This window comes from Catellatospora sp. NPDC049133, from assembly GCF_040648455.1.
GTDB classification, from domain to species: Bacteria; Actinomycetota; Actinomycetes; order Mycobacteriales; family Micromonosporaceae; genus Catellatospora; species Catellatospora aurea.
In genome coordinates this window covers 74,907-92,676 of the sequence record NZ_JBEZDT010000003.1, presented here as the reverse complement: position 1 = coordinate 92,676, position 17,770 = coordinate 74,907, and the positions used below count along the sequence as shown (strand labels likewise).

The 17,770-nt window shown below is 72.3% G+C and carries 18 protein-coding genes; 10 read left to right on the top strand and 8 right to left on the bottom strand.

Going from position 1 to position 17,770, the window contains the following annotated elements:
• Window positions 1–46: 46 nt before the first annotated feature.
• Complete coding sequence (dapE, locus tag AB0B35_RS04190; RefSeq protein ID WP_361040460.1) at window positions 47–1,141, bottom strand: succinyl-diaminopimelate desuccinylase; 1,095 nt, start codon at window positions 1,139–1,141, stop codon at window positions 47–49.
• A gap of 18 nt (window positions 1,142–1,159) precedes the next feature.
• Here dapE and AB0B35_RS04185 point away from each other — a divergent pair, with 18 nt between their 5' ends.
• The 5 genes from AB0B35_RS04185 (at window position 1,160) to AB0B35_RS04165 (ending at window position 7,610) form a co-directional block, all read left to right on the top strand.
• Window positions 1,160–2,098 carry a DapH/DapD/GlmU-related protein gene (locus AB0B35_RS04185; RefSeq protein ID WP_361040458.1) on the top strand — a complete coding sequence of 313 codons (939 nt, stop codon included), beginning with the start codon at window positions 1,160–1,162 and terminating at the stop codon, window positions 2,096–2,098.
• A gap of 20 nt (window positions 2,099–2,118) precedes the next feature.
• A complete protein-coding gene (locus tag AB0B35_RS04180) occupies window positions 2,119–3,075 on the top strand; it encodes a hypothetical protein (RefSeq protein WP_361040456.1) in 957 nt (318 codons plus the stop codon).
• Window positions 3,072–4,628 (top strand): hypothetical protein, encoded by a 1,557-nt coding sequence (locus AB0B35_RS04175; protein WP_361040454.1) that lies wholly within the window; start codon window positions 3,072–3,074, stop codon window positions 4,626–4,628. Before AB0B35_RS04180 ends, AB0B35_RS04175 begins: the two co-directional genes overlap by 4 nt.
• Window positions 4,625–5,911 carry an AAA family ATPase gene (locus AB0B35_RS04170; protein WP_360521466.1) on the top strand — a complete coding sequence of 429 codons (1,287 nt, stop codon included), beginning with the start codon at window positions 4,625–4,627 and terminating at the stop codon, window positions 5,909–5,911. Before AB0B35_RS04175 ends, AB0B35_RS04170 begins: the two co-directional genes overlap by 4 nt.
• Before the next feature lie 148 nt (window positions 5,912–6,059).
• Window positions 6,060–7,610, top strand: coding sequence for a hypothetical protein (locus AB0B35_RS04165; protein WP_361040451.1), 1,551 nt, complete (start codon window positions 6,060–6,062; stop codon window positions 7,608–7,610).
• A 4-nt stretch (window positions 7,611–7,614) separates the two neighbouring features.
• Here the strand turns inward: AB0B35_RS04165 and dapC are convergent, their stop codons facing one another.
• Window positions 7,615–8,718, bottom strand: a complete 1,104-nt coding sequence (dapC, locus tag AB0B35_RS04160; protein ID WP_361040839.1) for a succinyldiaminopimelate transaminase — start codon at window positions 8,716–8,718, stop codon at window positions 7,615–7,617.
• Complete coding sequence (gene fdxA / locus AB0B35_RS04155) at window positions 8,715–9,041, bottom strand: ferredoxin (RefSeq protein ID WP_120318129.1); 327 nt, start codon at window positions 9,039–9,041, stop codon at window positions 8,715–8,717. Before fdxA ends, dapC begins: the two co-directional genes overlap by 4 nt.
• A 106-nt stretch (window positions 9,042–9,147) precedes the next feature.
• Between fdxA and AB0B35_RS04150 the strand changes: the two genes are divergently transcribed.
• Window positions 9,148–10,098 (top strand): GNAT family N-acetyltransferase, encoded by a 951-nt coding sequence (locus AB0B35_RS04150; protein WP_361040448.1) that lies wholly within the window; start codon window positions 9,148–9,150, stop codon window positions 10,096–10,098.
• A 185-nt stretch (window positions 10,099–10,283) separates the two neighbouring features.
• On the opposite strand, the gene AB0B35_RS04145 is transcribed toward AB0B35_RS04150, so the two are convergent.
• Entirely contained in the window at window positions 10,284–10,733 is a 450-nt protein-coding gene (locus AB0B35_RS04145) for a hypothetical protein (RefSeq protein WP_360521477.1), read from the bottom strand.
• 10 nt (window positions 10,734–10,743) lie between these two features.
• Window positions 10,744–12,456 carry a VanW family protein gene (locus tag AB0B35_RS04140; protein ID WP_361040446.1) on the bottom strand — a complete coding sequence of 571 codons (1,713 nt, stop codon included), beginning with the start codon at window positions 12,454–12,456 and terminating at the stop codon, window positions 10,744–10,746.
• Between the two features lie 148 nt (window positions 12,457–12,604).
• Here AB0B35_RS04140 and AB0B35_RS04135 point away from each other — a divergent pair, with 148 nt between their 5' ends.
• On the top strand, window positions 12,605–13,957 hold the full coding sequence (locus AB0B35_RS04135; RefSeq protein ID WP_361040443.1) for a DUF2254 domain-containing protein: 1,353 nt from the start codon (window positions 12,605–12,607) through the stop codon (window positions 13,955–13,957).
• A 104-nt stretch (window positions 13,958–14,061) separates the two neighbouring features.
• Here AB0B35_RS04135 and AB0B35_RS04130 read toward each other — a convergent pair whose 3' ends face one another.
• Window positions 14,062–14,205: a hypothetical protein gene (locus AB0B35_RS04130; RefSeq protein ID WP_361040442.1), complete on the bottom strand. Its 144-nt coding sequence runs from the start codon at window positions 14,203–14,205 to the stop codon at window positions 14,062–14,064.
• Between the two features lie 232 nt (window positions 14,206–14,437).
• Between AB0B35_RS04130 and AB0B35_RS04125 the strand changes: the two genes are divergently transcribed.
• The 3 genes from AB0B35_RS04125 (at window position 14,438) to AB0B35_RS04115 (ending at window position 16,346) form a co-directional block, all read left to right on the top strand.
• Window positions 14,438–14,860: a hypothetical protein gene (locus tag AB0B35_RS04125; RefSeq protein ID WP_361040440.1), complete on the top strand. Its 423-nt coding sequence runs from the start codon at window positions 14,438–14,440 to the stop codon at window positions 14,858–14,860.
• A 296-nt stretch (window positions 14,861–15,156) separates the two neighbouring features.
• Entirely contained in the window at window positions 15,157–15,462 is a 306-nt protein-coding gene (locus AB0B35_RS04120; RefSeq protein WP_361040438.1) for a hypothetical protein, read from the top strand.
• Between the two features lie 128 nt (window positions 15,463–15,590).
• On the top strand, window positions 15,591–16,346 hold the full coding sequence (locus AB0B35_RS04115) for a hypothetical protein (RefSeq protein ID WP_361040436.1): 756 nt from the start codon (window positions 15,591–15,593) through the stop codon (window positions 16,344–16,346).
• Between the two features lie 91 nt (window positions 16,347–16,437).
• Here the strand turns inward: AB0B35_RS04115 and AB0B35_RS04110 are convergent, their stop codons facing one another.
• Together AB0B35_RS04110 and mshB are read right to left on the bottom strand one after the other, a co-directional pair.
• Window positions 16,438–16,872 (bottom strand): hypothetical protein, encoded by a 435-nt coding sequence (locus tag AB0B35_RS04110; protein ID WP_361040433.1) that lies wholly within the window; start codon window positions 16,870–16,872, stop codon window positions 16,438–16,440.
• Entirely contained in the window at window positions 16,869–17,747 is an 879-nt protein-coding gene (gene mshB / locus AB0B35_RS04105) for an N-acetyl-1-D-myo-inositol-2-amino-2-deoxy-alpha-D-glucopyranoside deacetylase (protein WP_361040431.1), read from the bottom strand. The genes AB0B35_RS04110 and mshB overlap by 4 nt, the downstream gene beginning before the upstream one ends.
• Between the last annotated feature and the right edge of the window lie 23 nt (window positions 17,748–17,770).

The following is a 17,770-nucleotide window of genomic DNA, read 5'->3' as shown; positions in this document are numbered from 1 at the left end:
CGGCCGCACATCCTGCGCTTCGCTCCGGATGTACACCGAGCGGCCGCTACGACGGGCTCCTGCTCAGCCAGCGGCGGAGCAGGTCCGTGCCGGCCTCGATCTTGTCGATCTCCACGTGCTCGTCGGGTTTGTGCGCCAGGTTGGGATCGCCCGGCCCGAAGTTGAGCGCCGGGATGCCCAGCGCCGCGAACCGTGCCACGTCCGTCCAGCCCAGCTTCGCCGCGGGCGTCGCCCCGGTCAGCGCCAGGAACTCCGCCGCGGGCGGTGCCGACAGGCCGGGCAGCGCGCCCGGCGCCGAGTCCGTGATCTCGATCTCGTATCCGCCGAACACCTCGCGCAGGTGCGCCTCGGCCTGCTCCTCCGAGCGGTCCGGGGCGAAGCGGAAGTTCACCTCGATCTCGCACGCGTCGGGGATCACGTTGCCGGCCACCCCGCCCCTGATCGACACGGCGTTCAGCCCTTCCCGGTACCGACAGCCGTCGATCTCGACCTCCCGGGCCCGGTAGTCCGACAGCCGCCGGAGCACCTCGCCCGCCTTGTGGATCGCGTTCTCGCCCAGCCACGAGCGGGCCGCGTGCGCCCGTACGCCACTCGTGCGCACCCGCGCCCGCATGGTGCCCTGGCAGCCCGCCTCGACGATGCCGTACGTCGGCTCCAGCAGCACCGCGAAGTCGGCCTCCAGCAGCTCTGGCCGCCGGTCGGCGACGATCTTCAGGCCGTTGCGGACCGCCTCGACCTCCTCGCACTCGTAGAAGAAGTACGTGACGTCATAGCGCGGATCCGGGCAGGTCACCGCCAGGTGCAGCGCGATGGCGGTGCCGCTTTTCATGTCCGAGGCGCCGCAGCCCCACATGATCTTGCCGTCCACGGTGGACGGGAAGTTGTCCGCGATCGGCACCGTGTCCAGGTGTCCGGCCAGGACCACCCGCTGCTCGCGGCCCAGCTCGGTGCGCGCGATCACGGTGTGCCCGATCCGTTCGACCCGCAGGTGGGCGCAGGTTTCGAGGGCCTCCTGCACCGCGTCGGCGATCTCCTTCTCGTTGCCCGAGACAGATTCGATGTCGACCAGCGCACGGGTCAACGCGACTGCGTCGTTCAGGGTTTCAGGAGCGAGCACCTGCGGCGTCAGCGGGTTGGGCATACCGGTAGCGTAGACACCGTGAGCAGCACACGTTCCGACCGGCCCGCCTGGGGCTTCGGTCTCGCCACCGTCAGCGGCGACCAGACCCTCGAAGTGTGGTACCCCGTCGGCCAGCTCGGCCTCGACATCTGCGGTGTCTCCGCGCTCGACCTCAAGGGCGCCGAGCCCGTCCTGCCCGGCCTGCGGATCGCCCGGGTGCACACGGTCATCCCCACGCTGGCCGAGCCGCCGCGCGACACCGCCGACGCGTACCTGCGGCTGCACCTGCTCTCCAACCGGCTCATCCAGCCGCACCAGGCCAACCTCGACGGCATCTTCGGGCTGCTGCCGAACAACGCCTGGACCTCGGCCGGCGTGTGCCCGCCGGACCGGGTCGACGAGCTGCGCCTGATCGAGCGCGCCGCCGGCCGCCACCTCGCCGTGTACGGCGTGGACAAGTTCCCGCGGATGACCGACTACGTCGTGCCGGCGGGTGTGCGCATCGCCGACGCCGACCGGGTGCGGCTGGGCGCGCACCTGGCCTCCGGCACCACGGTCATGCAGAAGGGCTTCGTCAACTTCAACGCCGGCACGCTGGGCACCTCCATGGTCGAGGGCAGCATCTCCGCCGGTGTCGTCGTCGGCGAGGGCTCCGACATCGGCGCGGGCGCGTCCATCATGGGCACCCTGTCCGGCGGCGGCAAGGAGACCATCAGCGTCGGGCAGCGCAGCCTCGTCGGCGCGAACGCCGGCATCGGCATCTCGCTCGGCGACGACTGCGTGGTCGAGGCCGGCTGCTACGTCACCGCGGGCACCAAGGTCACGCTGACCGCCACCGGCGAGGTCGTCAAGGCGGCTACCCTGTCCGGCGCGTCCAACGTGCTGTTCCTGCGCAACTCGGTGACCGGCGCGGTCGAGGCCCGGCCGCGCACCGGCACCGGCATCGTGCTCAACGCCGCACTGCACGCCAACGACTGACCTCACCACGGAGGCGCCTCTTGGACCCGCGACGGATAGCCGGGCTGCTCGACGCGCCCGGCTGCCGTCGCCGGCAGGTGCTGGACGCCGCGCAGGTGGACCTCGGGCTGCTGGCCGAGGCCATCGGCGCGCCCCCGGGCGGGCAGAGCCCGTACGCCCGGGAGCGGGACGGGACGTTCACGCACCTGGCCACGGCCCGGCTGCCGGAGCTGGTCGGACGGCACCTCGGCATCGACTGCGACGGTGCCGTCGAGACGTCGGAGCTGCCGGTCGGTGCGGGCCTGTGGGTGTGGCGCTCGCCGAAGCTGCGGCTCGGCGGGCTGCCGGTCACCCCGGAGCAGATCGTGCTGGCCGGTGACGGCAAGCTGCTGCACCCCGTGGAGATCAGGTCGTACGCCTGCCTGGACGGTCACGCCGACCCGACCAAGGTCGCCGGCACTGCCCGTGAGCTGGCTGTCGTCGTGGCGGCGCTCCGGCAGGCCGCGCCCGTGCCGGAGCGCGTCAGCGGCCGCTGCCTGCTGGTCCTGCCGCGCAACTTCGGCCTCGCCCCGGTCGGCACCCTGCTCGACGTCGCCCCGCAGGTGCGGCGGCTGAGCTGGTCGCTGGCCCAGCTCGACGCCGTCGACCTGCCGTCCGCCCTGCGGCTGCCCCAGCTCGCCGGAGACACCCTGGTCAGCGCGCTGACCGAGGTCGAGGCACGGTTCGGCGACGGCTGCCCGAGCTGTCCGATGTACACCCACTGCCGCCAGGACGCGGAACGCTCCGGCACGGTGGCCCGTGCGGGCGGTGCGGCGGCGAACCTGTGCGGGCCCGTCGGAACGGCCGTGCACGCGCTGGCCCTGGCCCACGGCGAGCGGACCCCCTCCGGCGAGGCGGAGCAGGCGATCTCGGACGAGCTGGCCCGCGCCGCCGCCGCGTACGGCTGGGCGGTCGGCGGATCCGGCTTCGCCGTGGACGGGAAGCGGGGTGCTCGGTGAGCCTCGACGTGTACCAGCGGCTGCTGGCGCTGTCGCAGGGCCGTGCGGTGCCCGCGGCGTCCCGCGCGCACCGGCACCTGTCGCCGCGGCCCTGGCTGCTGACCGGATACCACCTGGCCGGTGAGCCGTCCGCCCCGGTCGCCATCCGCTACGGCTCCTTCCGCGACTCCCCCAAACTGCTCACCGTCGCCGAGCCCCGCGACCGCGCGCTGCGCTTCGCCGCGCTCGGCGGGCTCGCCCGCGACCTGGCCACCTACCTGAGCCGCTACACCGTCACCGAACCCGTCGTGCGGGCCACCGGCAACGGCCGCGAGCTGGACGTGGACCAGTGCTGCGTGGACGCCCCGCAGCTGGTGGTGCCCAACGAGGCCACCGCCCACTGGGTCGGCCTGCTCGGGCAGTACCTGCGCACCCTCGACGACCCGGTGCTCGCCGCGGCCGGGGCGCACCTGGGCTGGATCGCCTCGCGCCGCCACCTGCCCGGGTCGAGCGTGCTGCTGACCGCGACCGACCTGCTCACCACGCACTGGCGCACCGGCCAGCTGCCCACCGAGGACGGCCACCTGGGCCGCCTGCTGGCCTGGATCGAGCCACCCGCCGGGTCCGACGCCTGGCAGGCCGCCCGCGACGCCGAGGCGATGCCGCCGGCCGGGCCCGCCAGCGACCCGTCCTGGGACCAGGTCGTGCTGCGCCCCGCCCTGGAGCGGGCCAAGGAGCAGGGCGACGTGCGCCGGCTCAAGCTCGCCGCCGCCGAGGTGCTCGACGGGGCATGGCGGGACACCTGGGCGGCGATCGACCTGGTGCGGATGCTGCCGCCGGGCGAGCACGTCGCCAAGCGCTGGGAGTCGGACCGCTGGTCGTGGACCCGGCACCGGGAGCGGGTGCTCGCGGGCACGGTGTCGTTCAGCGCGCGGCTGTCCGACGTGCCGGCGTACCGCTTCCTGCACGAGCTGGAGACCCGCACGGCGGCCCTGGAACGGCAGATGGCGCTGGACGATCCGCTGGTGATGGCCCGTTACCTGGCCACCGGCGAGGCCGTCGCCGGGGTCGTCATCAAACGCGACCCCGAGCACACGGTCGTCAACTCCGGCGGCCGGTCGGTGCTGCGGCCGCTGCTGTGGGTGCGCACCCCGGCCGCGTTCGACCGGCCCGCGGGCACCGAGCTGTGGTGGGGCAAGGTCGGCATGGTGGTGCGCGGTTCCACCGACGACACCGTCGAACTGATGGTGACCAGCGGCGCGGTGACCCGGCCCAAGCTGGGCCTGCTGCCCGACGCCGATGCCGAGGTGGTGCTCGCCCCGTTCGGGCCGTTGCAGTACTTCCCCGACAACCTGCCCGACGAACTGCCCTGGCCGACCCGGTCGTCGCGCCCGCAGGCCGCGCCCGAGCCGGAGCAGGACGACGACCTGGATACCGACCTGGCCGCCCTCGCCCCGCAGACCGTGGCGTCGTCGCCCGACCCCGGCGACACCGCGGGAGCCGGTCGTGTCCCGGGGCACCGCGCCGCGCCGGACGGCGCGGTCGCCCCCACCGAGCCGCGAGGTGCCCGGTGAGCAGCGCCGGAGCGCGGCACGAGGCCGCGATCGAGGAGGTCTGGGATCGGGTACGCGGCACCGACCGGGCCGTCGTCGTCGACTCCCCGCCCGGCGCGGGCAAGTCCACGCTGGTCCGGGAGCTGGCGAAACGCCTGGTGGCGGTGGGCGAGCACGTGCCCATCGTGGTGCAGACCAACGACCAGGCCGACGACCTGGTGATCGCGCTGGCCGGGGCCGGGCTGTCCACCGGCCGCCTGCACGGCCAGGACTGGACGCCGCCCGCGGGCTGGCCCCGGCAGCGGGTGCGCACCGGCACCAAGCTCGGCGAACTCGGCGGCTGCGACGTCATCGTCGGCACGGCCGCGAAGTGGGCGTTCGTCAAGGCCGACGAGCGCACCTGGCCGCTGGGCGTCATCGACGAGGCGTACCAGATGTCGGCGGCGGCGCTGGTCCGGGTCGGGCACCTGTTCGACCGGCTGCTGCTGGTCGGCGACCCGGGACAGCTCGCCCCGTTCACGGTCGCCGACGAGCACTCGGTGCGCTCCCTGGCGACCTGGCCGCTGGACACCGCGGCCGGCACGCTGCTGCGCCACCACCCGGACACGCCCGTCATCCCACTGCCGGTGAGCTGGCGGCTCGCCCCGCACACCGCACCGGTCATCTCCGACGCGTTCTACACCCGCGCGTTCACCGCCGGAGCCGCGCCGACCGACCGGCGGCTGGAACTGGCCAGCCTGGCCCACCCGGCACTGGCGCACGCCGCCGAGCACGGCTGGGCGCTGCTGGAACTGCCCGCCGCGCACGTGCCGCGGACCGACCCGGCCCTGGTCGCGACGCTGGCCGACCTGGTGCACCAGCTCGTCACCGCCGAGGTGTCCACCGTGGACCCGTCGGGGCCCCGTCCGTTGAGCCGGGCCGACGTCGCCGTCGGCGTGGTGCACCGGGACCAGAAGGCGCATGTCGAAGCCGCGCTGCAGCGCCGGGGCGTCACCGGGGTCACCGTCGACACCGCCAACCGGCTGCAGGGCAGGCAGTACGAGGTGGTGCTGGCCTGGCACCCGCTCAGCGGGCGGCGCGACGCCAGCGCGTTCCACCTGGAGGCGGGACGGCTGTGCGTGCTCGCGTCCCGGCACCGGCAGGCGTGTGTCGTGGTCAGCCGGGCGGGCGTCGAGGAGCAGCTGCACGCGTACCCGGCAGCGGAGCCGGTCTGGCTCGGCACGGACCCGCCGCAGGTCGACGGGTGGGAGGCCAACCGGGCTTTCCTGGAACGGCTGAACCCGCACCGCATCACCGCCCACTGACCGGGCCGCCCTGGTGGCTGCCGACCGCTGGAGTCCTGCGTACCTGACGGGGTGGGGGAACAGAACCCACGCCGCAACCGACCGGCGGGCGGCGGCGCTGGCGGCGGGCCGCTACATTGCGGCCCTCGGGGAGACGGAAGGTGGAACGGTGTCGTTGCCGGTCATCTCGGTATTCGTGATCATGGGCGTGTGCCTGGTGTGCATGCTGGCCGCGTTCCGGCCCGTCACCCCGACCCGCATCACGCGGTTCGCCCTGCGGCACGGCCTCGACCTGACGCCGCACCGCGCCGCCTCTGCCGTCGCCTACCTCACCCACACCCGGCACTGGTGCACCCTCGGCACACTCGTCGCCGCCGTGGTCGTGCTGCTGGCGGGCCTGCCCGAGCAGCGGGCGTCGTTGGAAGCCCTACCGCTGCTGGCCGGCTGGCTGGCCGGAGCGCTGCTGGCCGAGCTGCGAATCCACCGCTCGGCGGGCCCGCTGCCCGCTGACGACCCGGCGCACGCCCAGCCCGCCACGGCGGCGAAGGTCCCGGCCGCGGGGCCCGAGCTCGACCTGGATGTGACCACCCGGCGAATCCCGTTCACCGTGTTCGATCAGCACGCCGTGGCCGAGCTCGTCCCACGCTGGTTCGCGCGAGTGCCGCTCGTCCTGGCCGGGCTCGCCGTGCTGACCACGGCCACGGCGGTCACGCTGTCGAATGTCCTGGCGGCCGACGGTGACGCCGTGCCGCATGCGGGCATCACGACCCGCTTCGGCGAGGGCCTCGGTCGGGCCGTCTGGTGGGGTGTCGCCGCGGTCGCGGTCGGGCTGGTGGTCGCGCTGGCCAACCGGCAGATCGCCCGCCGCCGGGCGCGGGCGGGCGACGCGACGAGCATCGACCGGGCGGTACGCGTCCACTCGATCGCCGCGCTGAGCTCGATCGGCGTACTGCTCGGCGGGCTCTGCCTGCTCAAGCAGCTCGGCGTTGTCGCCGAGGGCCTGGCCGGGCAGACCCTGGTGTGGGTGAGCCACGTCGGCACCGCCTGCACCCTCGGTGTGCTGTTCCTGGCGGTCGCCCTGTGGCGGGAGTCGGAGCCCGCAGGGCGGCCGCGGTGGACGCCCGCCATCGCCGTCGTCCTGGTCGTGGCCACCGTGTCGGCGATCGGCGTCGGCGTGTGGTGTGACCGGCCGCCGTACGGTCCGGAGCAGGTTCGTCCCGTCGTCAGGCTCCGGCTGAGCGACCCGGAGCACCTCGAAGCCGACGCGGGGATCGTCGGGTTGTACGTTCCCGACGGCGTGTTCGGCGGCAAGGACTCCCGGATCTTCCTCGGCCGGCTGGACGTGTCCGTGCCCGCCGACGGAACGACCACCGGCCGATACGCCCTGATCGTGATCGACAGACGGACCAACCGCATCGCGCCGGTGATCAGCACCCGGCACCCGGGCGCCGCGTGGGGCAGCGAAGCGGTCAACCTCCCCGACGCCTGGCTGCGCTATCCGTGGCTGTCCGCGCTGACCCCGATCCAGCAGGGCGACAAGATGCTTGATCCGGACGCGGTGACGGTCTACCCCGACCCGGCAGATCGGTCCACGAGCTTCTTCGGCTACTTCCCCGACGCGGCCGCCATGACACCGGACGATCTGCTGGTCGCGCTGATCTTCCACGGCCCCCAGGAGCAGATCTACTGGGCGGTGCAGGTGCCGGTGACGGTGGTCTGACCGCTCAGGACAGCCGCTGGACCGCGGCCCGGACGCGCTCGTCGGTGGCGGTCAGCGCCACCCGGACGTGCTTCGCGCCGCCGGGTCCGTAGATCGCCCCGGGAGCGACCAGCACACCCAGCTCGGCCAGCGCGTCCACCGTCGTCCAGCAGTCCTCGCCGCGGGTCGCCCACAGGTATAGCCCGGCCTCGGAGTGCTCGATGGCGAACCCCGCGCCGAGCAGGGCGTCCCGAAGCAGCTCGCGGCGGGCGGCATAGCGGGCCCGCTGCTCGTCCACGTGGGACTCGTCGGCCAGCGCCGCGATCATCGCGGCCTGCACCGGCGCGGGCATGATCATGCCCGCGTGCTTGCGCACCGCCAGCAGCTCCCCCACCAGCTCCGCGTCCCCGGCGACGAACCCGGCACGGTATCCGGCCAGGTTGGACCGCTTGGACAGCGAGTGCACCGCCAGCACGCCGGTGTAGTCCCCGTCGCACAGCGACAGCACCGAGACCGGCTGCGCCGTCCACGGCAGAGTGAGATAGCACTCATCGCTCACCAGCACCGCACCGGTCGAGCGGGCGTACGCGATCCAGGCGCGCAGCTCCGCCTCGGACGCCACCCGTCCGTGCGGGTTGCCGGGCGAGTTGATCCAGATCAGGGCGGGCCGCTCGCCCTCGGGCGGCACATCGGCCCGCAGCACCCGCGCCCCGGCCAGCTGCACGCCGACCTCGTACGTCGGGTAGCACACCTCGGGGATGACGACGGTGTCACCGGCGCCGACGCCCAGCAGCGTGGGCAGCCAGGCCACCAGCTCCTTGGAGCCGATGGTGGGCAGCACGCCGAACCCGGGAGCGGCCCGGCAGGACCGGGCGGTCCAGGCGGTGATCTCCTGCCGGAGCTCGACGGTCCCGGCGGTCAGCGGGTAGCCGGGCGCGTCCGACGCCTCGGCCAGCGCCTTGCGCACGACCGCGGGCACCGGGTCGACCGGCGTGCCGATGGACAGGTCCACGATGCCGTCAGGGTGCGCCGCGGCGCGGCGCTTCGACGGCTCCAGCAGGTCCCAGGGAAAGTCCGGCAGGCCGGCGGAGACTCTCCGCCGGCCTGGACCGGAAACCGGCGTGCTCAGTGGTCGCCTTCCTTGGCGGGCTGGGCCGCGACGAACGGCGCGTCCGCGCTGATCTTTCCGATCTTCGAGGCGCCGCCGGGCGAGCCGAGCTCGTTGAAGAACTCGTAGTTCGCGGTGGTGTAGTCGCGCCACTGCTCCGGCACGTCGTCCTCGTAGAAGATCGCCTCCACCGGGCAGACCGGCTCACACGCACCGCAGTCGACGCACTCGTCCGGGTGGATGTAGAGCATGCGGTTGCCCTCGTAGATGCAGTCGACAGGGCACTCCTCGATGCAGGCCTTGTCGAGCACATCGACGCACGGCTCGGCGATGATGTAGGTCACGGGTCGTCCCTCCACGCACTCTCATACGGAACATGACAGTGCACGTTCCGCCGCTCCACGCGGCCAAGTCAAAGCCTAGTATCCGGGTGAGGGAGGTAGGTAGTCAGTGTTGGCTAAGCATGATCTCGGGTCCCGCGTGGTGGTACGCAGATTCGTCGGAATCCGGGAGGATCGCCCGCAGTTCACCGATGTGCTGGGCGATCTCACCGAGATCGGCGACGCGTCCCTGACCGTCGCGACGTCCCACGGAGTGGTCGTCGTACCACTGGCCGAGGTGCACCGGGCGAAGGTCGTGCCGGCCCGGCGCGGCCCGACCGCCCGCGAGATCGCGGCCCTGGAACTGGCCGCCACCGAGGCCTGGCCGCCGCCGGTGGTCGAGGAGCTGGGCGCCTGGCGGCTGCGGGCGGCCGGCGGCTACACCGGCCGGGCCAACTCCGCGCTGCCCGTCGGCGACCCCGGCCTGCCGCTGCCCGAGGCGCTGGACGCCGTCGTCGCCTTCTACCGCCGCCAGGGCCTTCCCCCGCAGGTCGACGTGCCGCTCCCGCTGGCCGCGAGCGTCGAGCGGGAACTGCTCAAGGCCGGCTGGCACCCCGAGTGCACGGTCGAGGTGCAGGTCTGCCCGATCGACGAGCTGATCGCGGTGACCCCGCCCGGCGACGGGTTCGAGCTGACCCGGACCATGTCGCCCGGCTACCTGGCGATGGTGACCGACGACCGGGGTCCGCTGCCCGACGCCGCGCTGCACGTGCTGACCGCGGTGCCCGAGCTGGTGTTCGCCCAGCGGTACGACGACGACGGCACCCTGCTGGCCCGCGCCCGCGGCACCATCACCGGCGAGGGCCGCTGGCTGGGCGTCTTCGGCGTCGAAACGGCCCCCGCCGCCCGCCGCCGCGGCCTGGCACGGCAGTCCATGGGCGCACTGGCCCGCTGGGCCGCCCAGCGTGGGGCCACCGACGCCTTCCTCCAGGTCGAATCCCGCAACACCCCCGCCCTGGCCGTGTACGCCAAGCTCGGCTTCACCCGCCACCACCACTACACCCGCTACCAACTCCGCTGAAAGGAAGGGCACCTTCCCATCGCCATGCGTAGAGGAAGGTGCCCTTGTTAACGCGACCCCGGCGCGACCTGGGGGTTTGGGTTCCTGAGCCTGCGGCCCCCTGAACCCGCAGCTCAACCGCACTGAGACGTTAAGAAGGGCACCTTCTATAACGCGGAGCGTTAAGAAGGTGCCCTTCCTTTGGGCTAGACGCGGCGGGGGTGGGCCTTGGCGCGGTCGGAGTAGGCCTTGAGCTGCTTGGCCCGGTAGTCGGCGGCGAACGCCATCAGGGCCGCCATGCCCAGGCCGGTGCCGACGGCGAAGACCGCGCCGTAGAACCAGACCTGCTGGAAGAACGCGCCCGCGCCGTGCACGAAGGGGTTCTCACCGGCGGCCAGGGGGCCGAGGAAGATGCTCAGCAGGCAGCCGGCCAGGGCCGCGAAGCCGAGGTCGGCGGCCACCCGCGACCACGGCCGGGTGCGGCCCCAGTACAGCGCCATCGCGAAGAACACGAGCCCGACCACACCCAGTGCGATGAACCCCGCCGTGGCCTCGGTGTCCGGATCATCGATGCCCTTGGCCACCCAGCGGGCGATCACATTGATCACGAACAGCACGCCGGCGATCACGCCTACCGGCAGCCACCGCTCCTTCATCGAAGCCTCCTCAGGGCTTGGCAGTCAGTGGCGGCTTCTTCGCCTCGCACACGAACTGTGGCTCAGCGTCATACCGCCAGGTGAACTTCTCCCGCTTGATCTCTTTACCGTCCTTGCGGAAGATACGCCAGGCATCCTGAGTAAAACCTTCGCTACCCGCTGTAGCGATGCAGGTCGGGCCGTCCTCCAGCACCACCTTTTCCGGCTGCGCGATGTCGCGCTTCGGGTCGTACTGCGTGGTGATGCTGTCGTAGACCTTGGTGGACCACATGCTGACCGTCACCGAGTCCTCGGTGTGCGAGGTGTCGATCAGCACGCCGTACGGCGTGGTGTTGGTGAACCTGAGGTCCAGCGTCGGGTACATGATGGTCGACTCGATGACCGCCGGGTACCGGGTGAAGTAGTACGAGTGCGGCTTGTGCTCGACGTCCTTCATGCCCGCGTAGTAGGAGGCGTTGAAGATCGTCGTGGTGAACTGCGACGCGCCGCCGCCGACGCCGGGGACCAGCTTGCCGTCCATGATCACGGGCGCGTCGTGGTAGCCCTCGGCGTAGCCGCGCGGACCGGTGTGCCCGTTCAGCGAGAAGGTCTCGCCCGGCCGCACGATCGCGCCGTCGACCTCCTTCGCGATCTGCACGATGTTCTTGCTGCGCGGGCTGGACAGGCCGCCGGTGAAGTACGTCGTGAAGCTGGAGACCTGCTCCTTGATGCCCAGCTGGGCGAGGTCGCCGGTGGTCGTGGCGGGCTTGACCTCCTTGAAACCCGCCGGCACGGTGCGGTCCGTGGTGCGCTTCAGCACGGGCATCAGGTCGGTGGCGAGCTTCGCGGTGTCGACCAGCGTGCCGCCGCTGGCCGCCACGACCTGCGGCACGCCGCCGGAACCGTCGATGGTCGCGTTCTTGGGCTGCACTTCGACCTTGGCCAGGTCCTTGCCCAGCGCCTTGCGCAGCCGCTTCTCGTCGACCCGGCTGTAGAGCTTGCCGTCGGCGTCCGCGCCGATCACGAGGCTCGCCGCGATCGCCTTCGGCGACATGGTGACCGTGCCTTTGCTCGTGGTGACCGCGACCGGCGCGGACACCGCCGGCTGGGCCACCTCGGCGATCATCTTGTCGACGTCGGCGTTCGAGCTGGCCGGGTCCCGGTCGCCCAGGGGCACCTCGACCTCGGCGTGCCGCAGCCAGCCGTCGCGGACCGCGTCCGCCGCGTCGGCGGAGTCGAGGCCGCGACCCGCCTTCGGGTACACCGGTTTCGGCGTGGTGCCGTCGAAGCTCACCCCCGGCAGGGTCATCGCGGTGCCGGACTTCTGCGCCGCAGGGGCCAGCGCCGTCGCCAGCCGCGCCTCGTCGACGGTGACCACGGGGGCCACCTCGTCGCCGCCGAACAACGTGGCGAACGGGTTGTGCCCCCGCTTCACGGCCGCCGCGACGGTCGCGTCCACGTCGACCGCGAGGCCGACGTCCTGCGGCTGCACGGTCGCGGTCTGCTCCCCGACGCGTACGGTCAGCGGCGCGGCGAGCCGGTCGGCCTTGCCCGCGAGCCCGGTGCGCAGCGCGTCGGCCGCCTCGGCCGTGGTCCCGCCGATGTCGATGCCGAGCACCTTCGCGCCGCGGGGCACGTCGGCGCTGAAGGCGTGGCCGGCGAACGCGCCGGACACGGTGAGCGCGAGCACGGAGGCCAGCCCTGCGATCAGCCAGCGTCGGTGAGGAACGGGGGCGACGGACAAGACGGCACCTCATCATCATTGGTGGGAGACGTTGACCGGCAAGGCTAGCGCATTACACGAAAGTCGCCCACATTCGAGAAAATGGTGGCTAATGGCCGATTTTGTCCGACATGGTGACAGCGGGACGGCCGCATACTACGAGCACGAGGTGGCCCCGCACGTACGCCGGCTGCGCTCCCGGGCGCTGCGGGACCGCCTGGCGGAAAGCCTGCTGTTCCTGCCGATCATGATGCTGGCCGGGGCCGTCCTCCTCGGCGGGATCCTCGCCGAGATCGACGAGCGCTACATGATCAACCCCAACGAGGTGATCACGTTCACCCCGGACGTCGCCGTCACCCTGCTCGGCATCATCGCCGGCGCCACGATCACCACCGCCGGTGTCGTCTTCTCGCTGCTGGTGGTCTCGTTGCAGTTGGCCAGCGGGCAGTTCTCGCCGCGGGTGCTGCGCGGCTTCTGGCGCGACCGCCACGGCCAGGTACTCGTCGGCCTGCTGCTCAGCACGTTCGCGTTCTGCGTGCTGGCACTCGCGCGCATCGACACCGCCGCCGTGCACGCTCCCCCGCTCACCGTGGGCTTCGCCCTGCTGCTCACCCTGCTCTCGGTCATCGCGATCGTCGTCTACCTGGACCGGATCAGCCGAAACCAGTACGTCGGCCGGATCGTGCAGCGCGTCGCCCGGGAGACCCAGGGCCTGATCAGCGAGCTGCCGTACGGGGCCCACATCGGGGCCAAGGTCGGCGAGCCCGTCGACCCGCCCGACGTGGGCACGCTCGGCCGACCGATGGTCGTCACCGCGGCCGCCGACGGCTGGGTGCAGCAGCTCAGCCGACGCGCCGTCGTCGCCGCCGTACCGGCCGGCACGGTACTGCGCCTGGAGACCAGGGTCGGCGCGTTCCTCACCGCGGGCACCCCGCTCGCCACCGTATGGCCGCCGCCGGCCGACACCGCCACCGCGGCGCGCCTCATCGCCGAGGCCGTCATCGTCGGCCCCGCCCGCACCATGCAGCAGGACATCGACTTCGGCCTGCGCCAGTTGTCCGACGTGGCCCTGCGCGCCCTGTCCCCAGCGGTCAACGATCCGACCACCGCGGTCGAGGTCGTCCTGCGCGTCGGCTCGGTCATGCGGCCGCTGCTGCTCGCCGACTGCCCGACCCAGGCGGTACGCGACGCCGAGGGCCGCATCCTGCTCACCCCGTGCGACCTGGACCACACCGAGTTCGTCGAGCACGCGTTCAACCAGCTGCGGCGCTACGCCGCGCCCCATCCCAGCGTCGTCGTGCCGCTGCTGCGGACCATGGGCATGCTGCGCGACTGCTGCCTGTCCGGCTACCGCGGCGAGATGACCCCCGATCGGGTACGCACCATCGCCGCGCTGGACCGCCAGGTCGAGCTGACCCTGCAGGGCGCTCGCGCCACCGACATGCTGCCCGCCGACCTCGCCGTCGTGGAAGCCGCCGCCACCCGCGCGACCGACACCCCGCCCGGCCCTCCACCGCCCTGACCTGACCTTGATCACTCGACTTGCCAGGCAACCGGGCGAAAGCGCAGTCAAGATACGCACAGATGCCAGGCAAGACCGATGATCTTCGCGTACGCGGCCGCAGGTCAGCGGCGTCGCCGCCGCGCGGCGAGCAGCAGGCGGCTGCCCGACAGGCCGAGGATGAAGATCACGACCGTGTTCCGGCCTGTCTCGGCGACGTCCCGGACGTGACGCACCTGCTCCTGCACCATCACGACGGGTCGTCGCACCGGGCTCGGCGGCGGAGGCGGCGACGGCTCCGGAGACGGACTGGGCTCCGGAGACGGCGCCGGCGGCTCAGGCAGCGGCACTACCGGAGCCAGCCCCACGGGCGGCGGCGCGGCGCTGGGCGACGGACTCGGCGACGCTGACGGACTCGGGGATGGAGATGGGGACGGTGACGGGCTCGGACTGAGTGATGGGCTCGGACTGGGCGATGGGCTCGGACTGGGCGATGGGGTCGTGGACGGCGCAGCGCTCGGGCTGGGCGACGGTGACGGGCTCGGACTCGGACTAAGCGACGGCGACGGACTCGGTGACGGAGGCAGGCTCGGGCTCGGAGACGGGCTCGGGCTCGGAGACGGGCTCGGGCTCGGAGACGGGCTCGGGCTCGGAGACGGGCTCGGGCTCGGAGACGGGCTCGGGCTTGATGACGGGCTCGGACTTGGTGGCGACGGGCTCGGGCTCGGTGACGGCGACGGGCTCGGGGATGGTGGGCTCGGGATGGCGGGTAGCCAGGCCGCGTCCGTGAGGTACACCGGCTGCGAGCCGGACAGCAGCGTCGCGACCCCGGTGGACAGCGCGATGCGGTACTGCCGCAGCGGCCGGCCAAGCCCGTTGGCGGTGACGTGCAGCGTGTCGCCGATCAGCGCCACGGAACCGTAAGACCCGCCCGGCCGCAGGTCACCGGTGAGATCGCCGCGGCTGACCTGCCCGCTGACCGGATCCACCGCGACCAGCCGAGGTGACGGCCCCGACCCGTCAACTCCCACCAGGGCCTGCCGGTTCGGGTCGTAGTCCCAGTCATCCACGCGCACCGGGCCGGACAGTGCCACATTCCTCGTGACCTGCCCGAACGTCGCCGAACCGGCTCGCACGTCGACGCCTTTCAACCGCCCGCCGACCGGAAGCAGCAACTCCCCGTCGACGACGGCCCCCGCATTCGCGCTGCTCAGGGAGCCATGGACCGGACCGTGATCGACGACCGTCCCATCCGGACGGATTGCGACGAGATGGCCGCCACCACCGAGCGGCACCAGTCGAAACCGCGCCGCGATGCCGTAGAGAAGCTCTTGCGCCGGGTCGTACCCGATGGCATTGACCGTGTGCTGCAGCCACCTCCGGTGTATCACCGCACCGGTGTCGGGATTCAGACTGACCAGCTCGGACGGTGCGTTGGGCACCGCGGAACGCACCTGCAGCAGCTCACCCGGCGGTGCGGCGGCGTGTCCCAGCGCGGCGCGCGGAGCCAGCAGCGCGACGGCTGACGGGAGGCCGATCGCCGTGGCCAGGAACAGCCCCACGACGAGGGGTCGAAATCTGGACGTCGCACGCATAGCATCTTGTATAGCCCTAAACGCCCTGTTTGGGCGAATAGTGTTTTTGGAGGAAACTCATGCGGGCATACGCGAGCGGTCTCCTGTGGTTCCTCGGCATCTGCGGCATCGCGGCGCTCGCCGTGGTGTTCATCCGCCGCTCGTGGCCACCGGACCGCCGCGCCGACACCCACGACGTGCTCAGCGTGGTTTTCTCGATGACCGGCACGCTGTACGCCGTGGTCGCCGCGTTCGTGTTCATCGACGTGTGGCAGATCGGCAACGACGCCCGCGACGCGACGTACCGCGAGGCGCAGGCCGTGCAGTCAGTGGCGTGGGCCGCCGAGACCGGGCCACCGGAGGTGCGCGCGTCGATCCGGCTGCTGTCGCGCGCCTACCTGCGCGAGATCGTCGACCAGGAACTGCCCCGGCTGCGGGCCGGAAAACCGGTCGGCGAGCAGGGCTGGGCGCTGCTCAACGACCTGCGGGAGGCGACGGCCCGGGTGCCGGTCCCGCCGGAGAGCGAGTCGCCGGAGACCACGGTGCACGCGGTGATGCAGGCCCGCGAGGACCGGCTCGCTCTGGCGGACAAACGGATCGGCGACGTGACGTGGTTCGCGCTGCTGTTCGGTGCGCTGCTGGCCGGGATGCCGATCCTGTTCTTCCGGTTCGACCACATCGGCACGCAGCTCGCGATGACCACCGCCGTGGTCGGCATGATCACGTTGCTGCTGTTCACGATCCACCAGATCGAGCGCCCGTTCACCAGCACCGAACGTGTCCCGTCGACGGCCTACCAGAACGTCGTGGCCCGCCTCGACAGCCTCGCCACCTGAACAATCCGAAGGAAGGGCACCTTGTTAACGCATGTGGTGCGCAAGGTGCCCTTCCTCACCAGCCGGTGGTGCTGAGCTGGGGTGGAAGCGGTCAGGGTGCGGACGGTCCCGGCTGTGGAGCCGCGAGTTGCCGCGCGGTGGTTCGCGGGGGTGGCGCGGTGGTGCGCTTGCCGGCGCGGTAGGCCGCGGGGCCGACGAAGCCGATGCCACCCGTGGCGAGCACCAGCAGCCCGAGCCAACTGGAGGCGATCTGGTCGCCCTCCTGGGTGCCGCCCACCGCGAAGATCATGACGAGGAACCATGGCACCGCGGCGAGCCACCAGCCCCAGGCCAGCCCCGTCGCCGCGCGGGCGAACCAGCTCAGGAACAGGCTGACCAGCAGCGCCGTCGGCACCAGCCACACCGCCGGCCACCCGGCGATGCGGTACGGCGTGAAGACCGCCTCCAGCACCGCCGACGCGGCGCCCAGGACGAGCGCGAGCAGCGCCCCGACCGCGCGCAGCGCGTAGTCGAGCAGCAGCCTCACCGCGCGAGCGGCGAGCCGTCGGGCAGGCCGCTGAACAGGTCGGTCTCCCACCCGTACGGCCCATCACCACGCCCACGCTCCCCGTGCGCCAGCGTGTAGTGCTCGACGCCCATGAACTCCTGGCCGAAGTTGCCGGCGATGGAGTAGAGCCAGGACGTATCCGGGATCTGGGTGGCGTGCGCCTTCAGCGCGGCGACCTTGGCGTCGTGGTGATCGGAGCCGTCGATGCAGGCCGCGACCTCCTCGTCGGGCGTGCCGAACGGGAAGTCGGCCACGTCGGTGATCCCCGCGAACGGGTTGTCCGTCGAGTCGGCCAGCGCCTCGACCCCGGCCTTCAGCACGCTCAGCGGCATCGCCGTCCAGTAGATCTTGGACGGGCCGAAGCCGCGCTCGGCGGCGATCTCGGAGGCGCGCATGGCGACCCGGTGGGCCTGGATGTGGTCGGGGTGGCCGTAGAAGCCGTTCGCGTCGTACGTGACGACGACCTGGGGCCGGACCTCGTCCATGATCTCGACCAGATGCGCGGACGCCTCTTCGAGGTCGGCGCCCCAGAAGCTGCGCGGGTGCTCGTTGGCGGGCGTGCCCATCATGCCGGAGTCACGGTAGCGCCCCGCCCCGCCGAGCATGCGGTGGTCGATCTCGCCCAGCGCGCCCAGTGCCGTCCTCAACTCGGACAGCCGGTATCCGCCGAGCTGGTCGCCCTGCGCGGCCTCCAACTGCGCGAGCTCGGGCACGTGGATCTCGCCCTCCTCGCCGAGCGTGCAGGTCACCAGGGTGACGTGTGCGCCCTGCGCCGCGTAGTGAGCCATGGTCGCGCCGGTGCCGATCGACTCGTCGTCGGGATGCGCGTGCACGAAGAGGATGCTGCGAGCCACCCGGCCACTCTAGCCCGCATCAC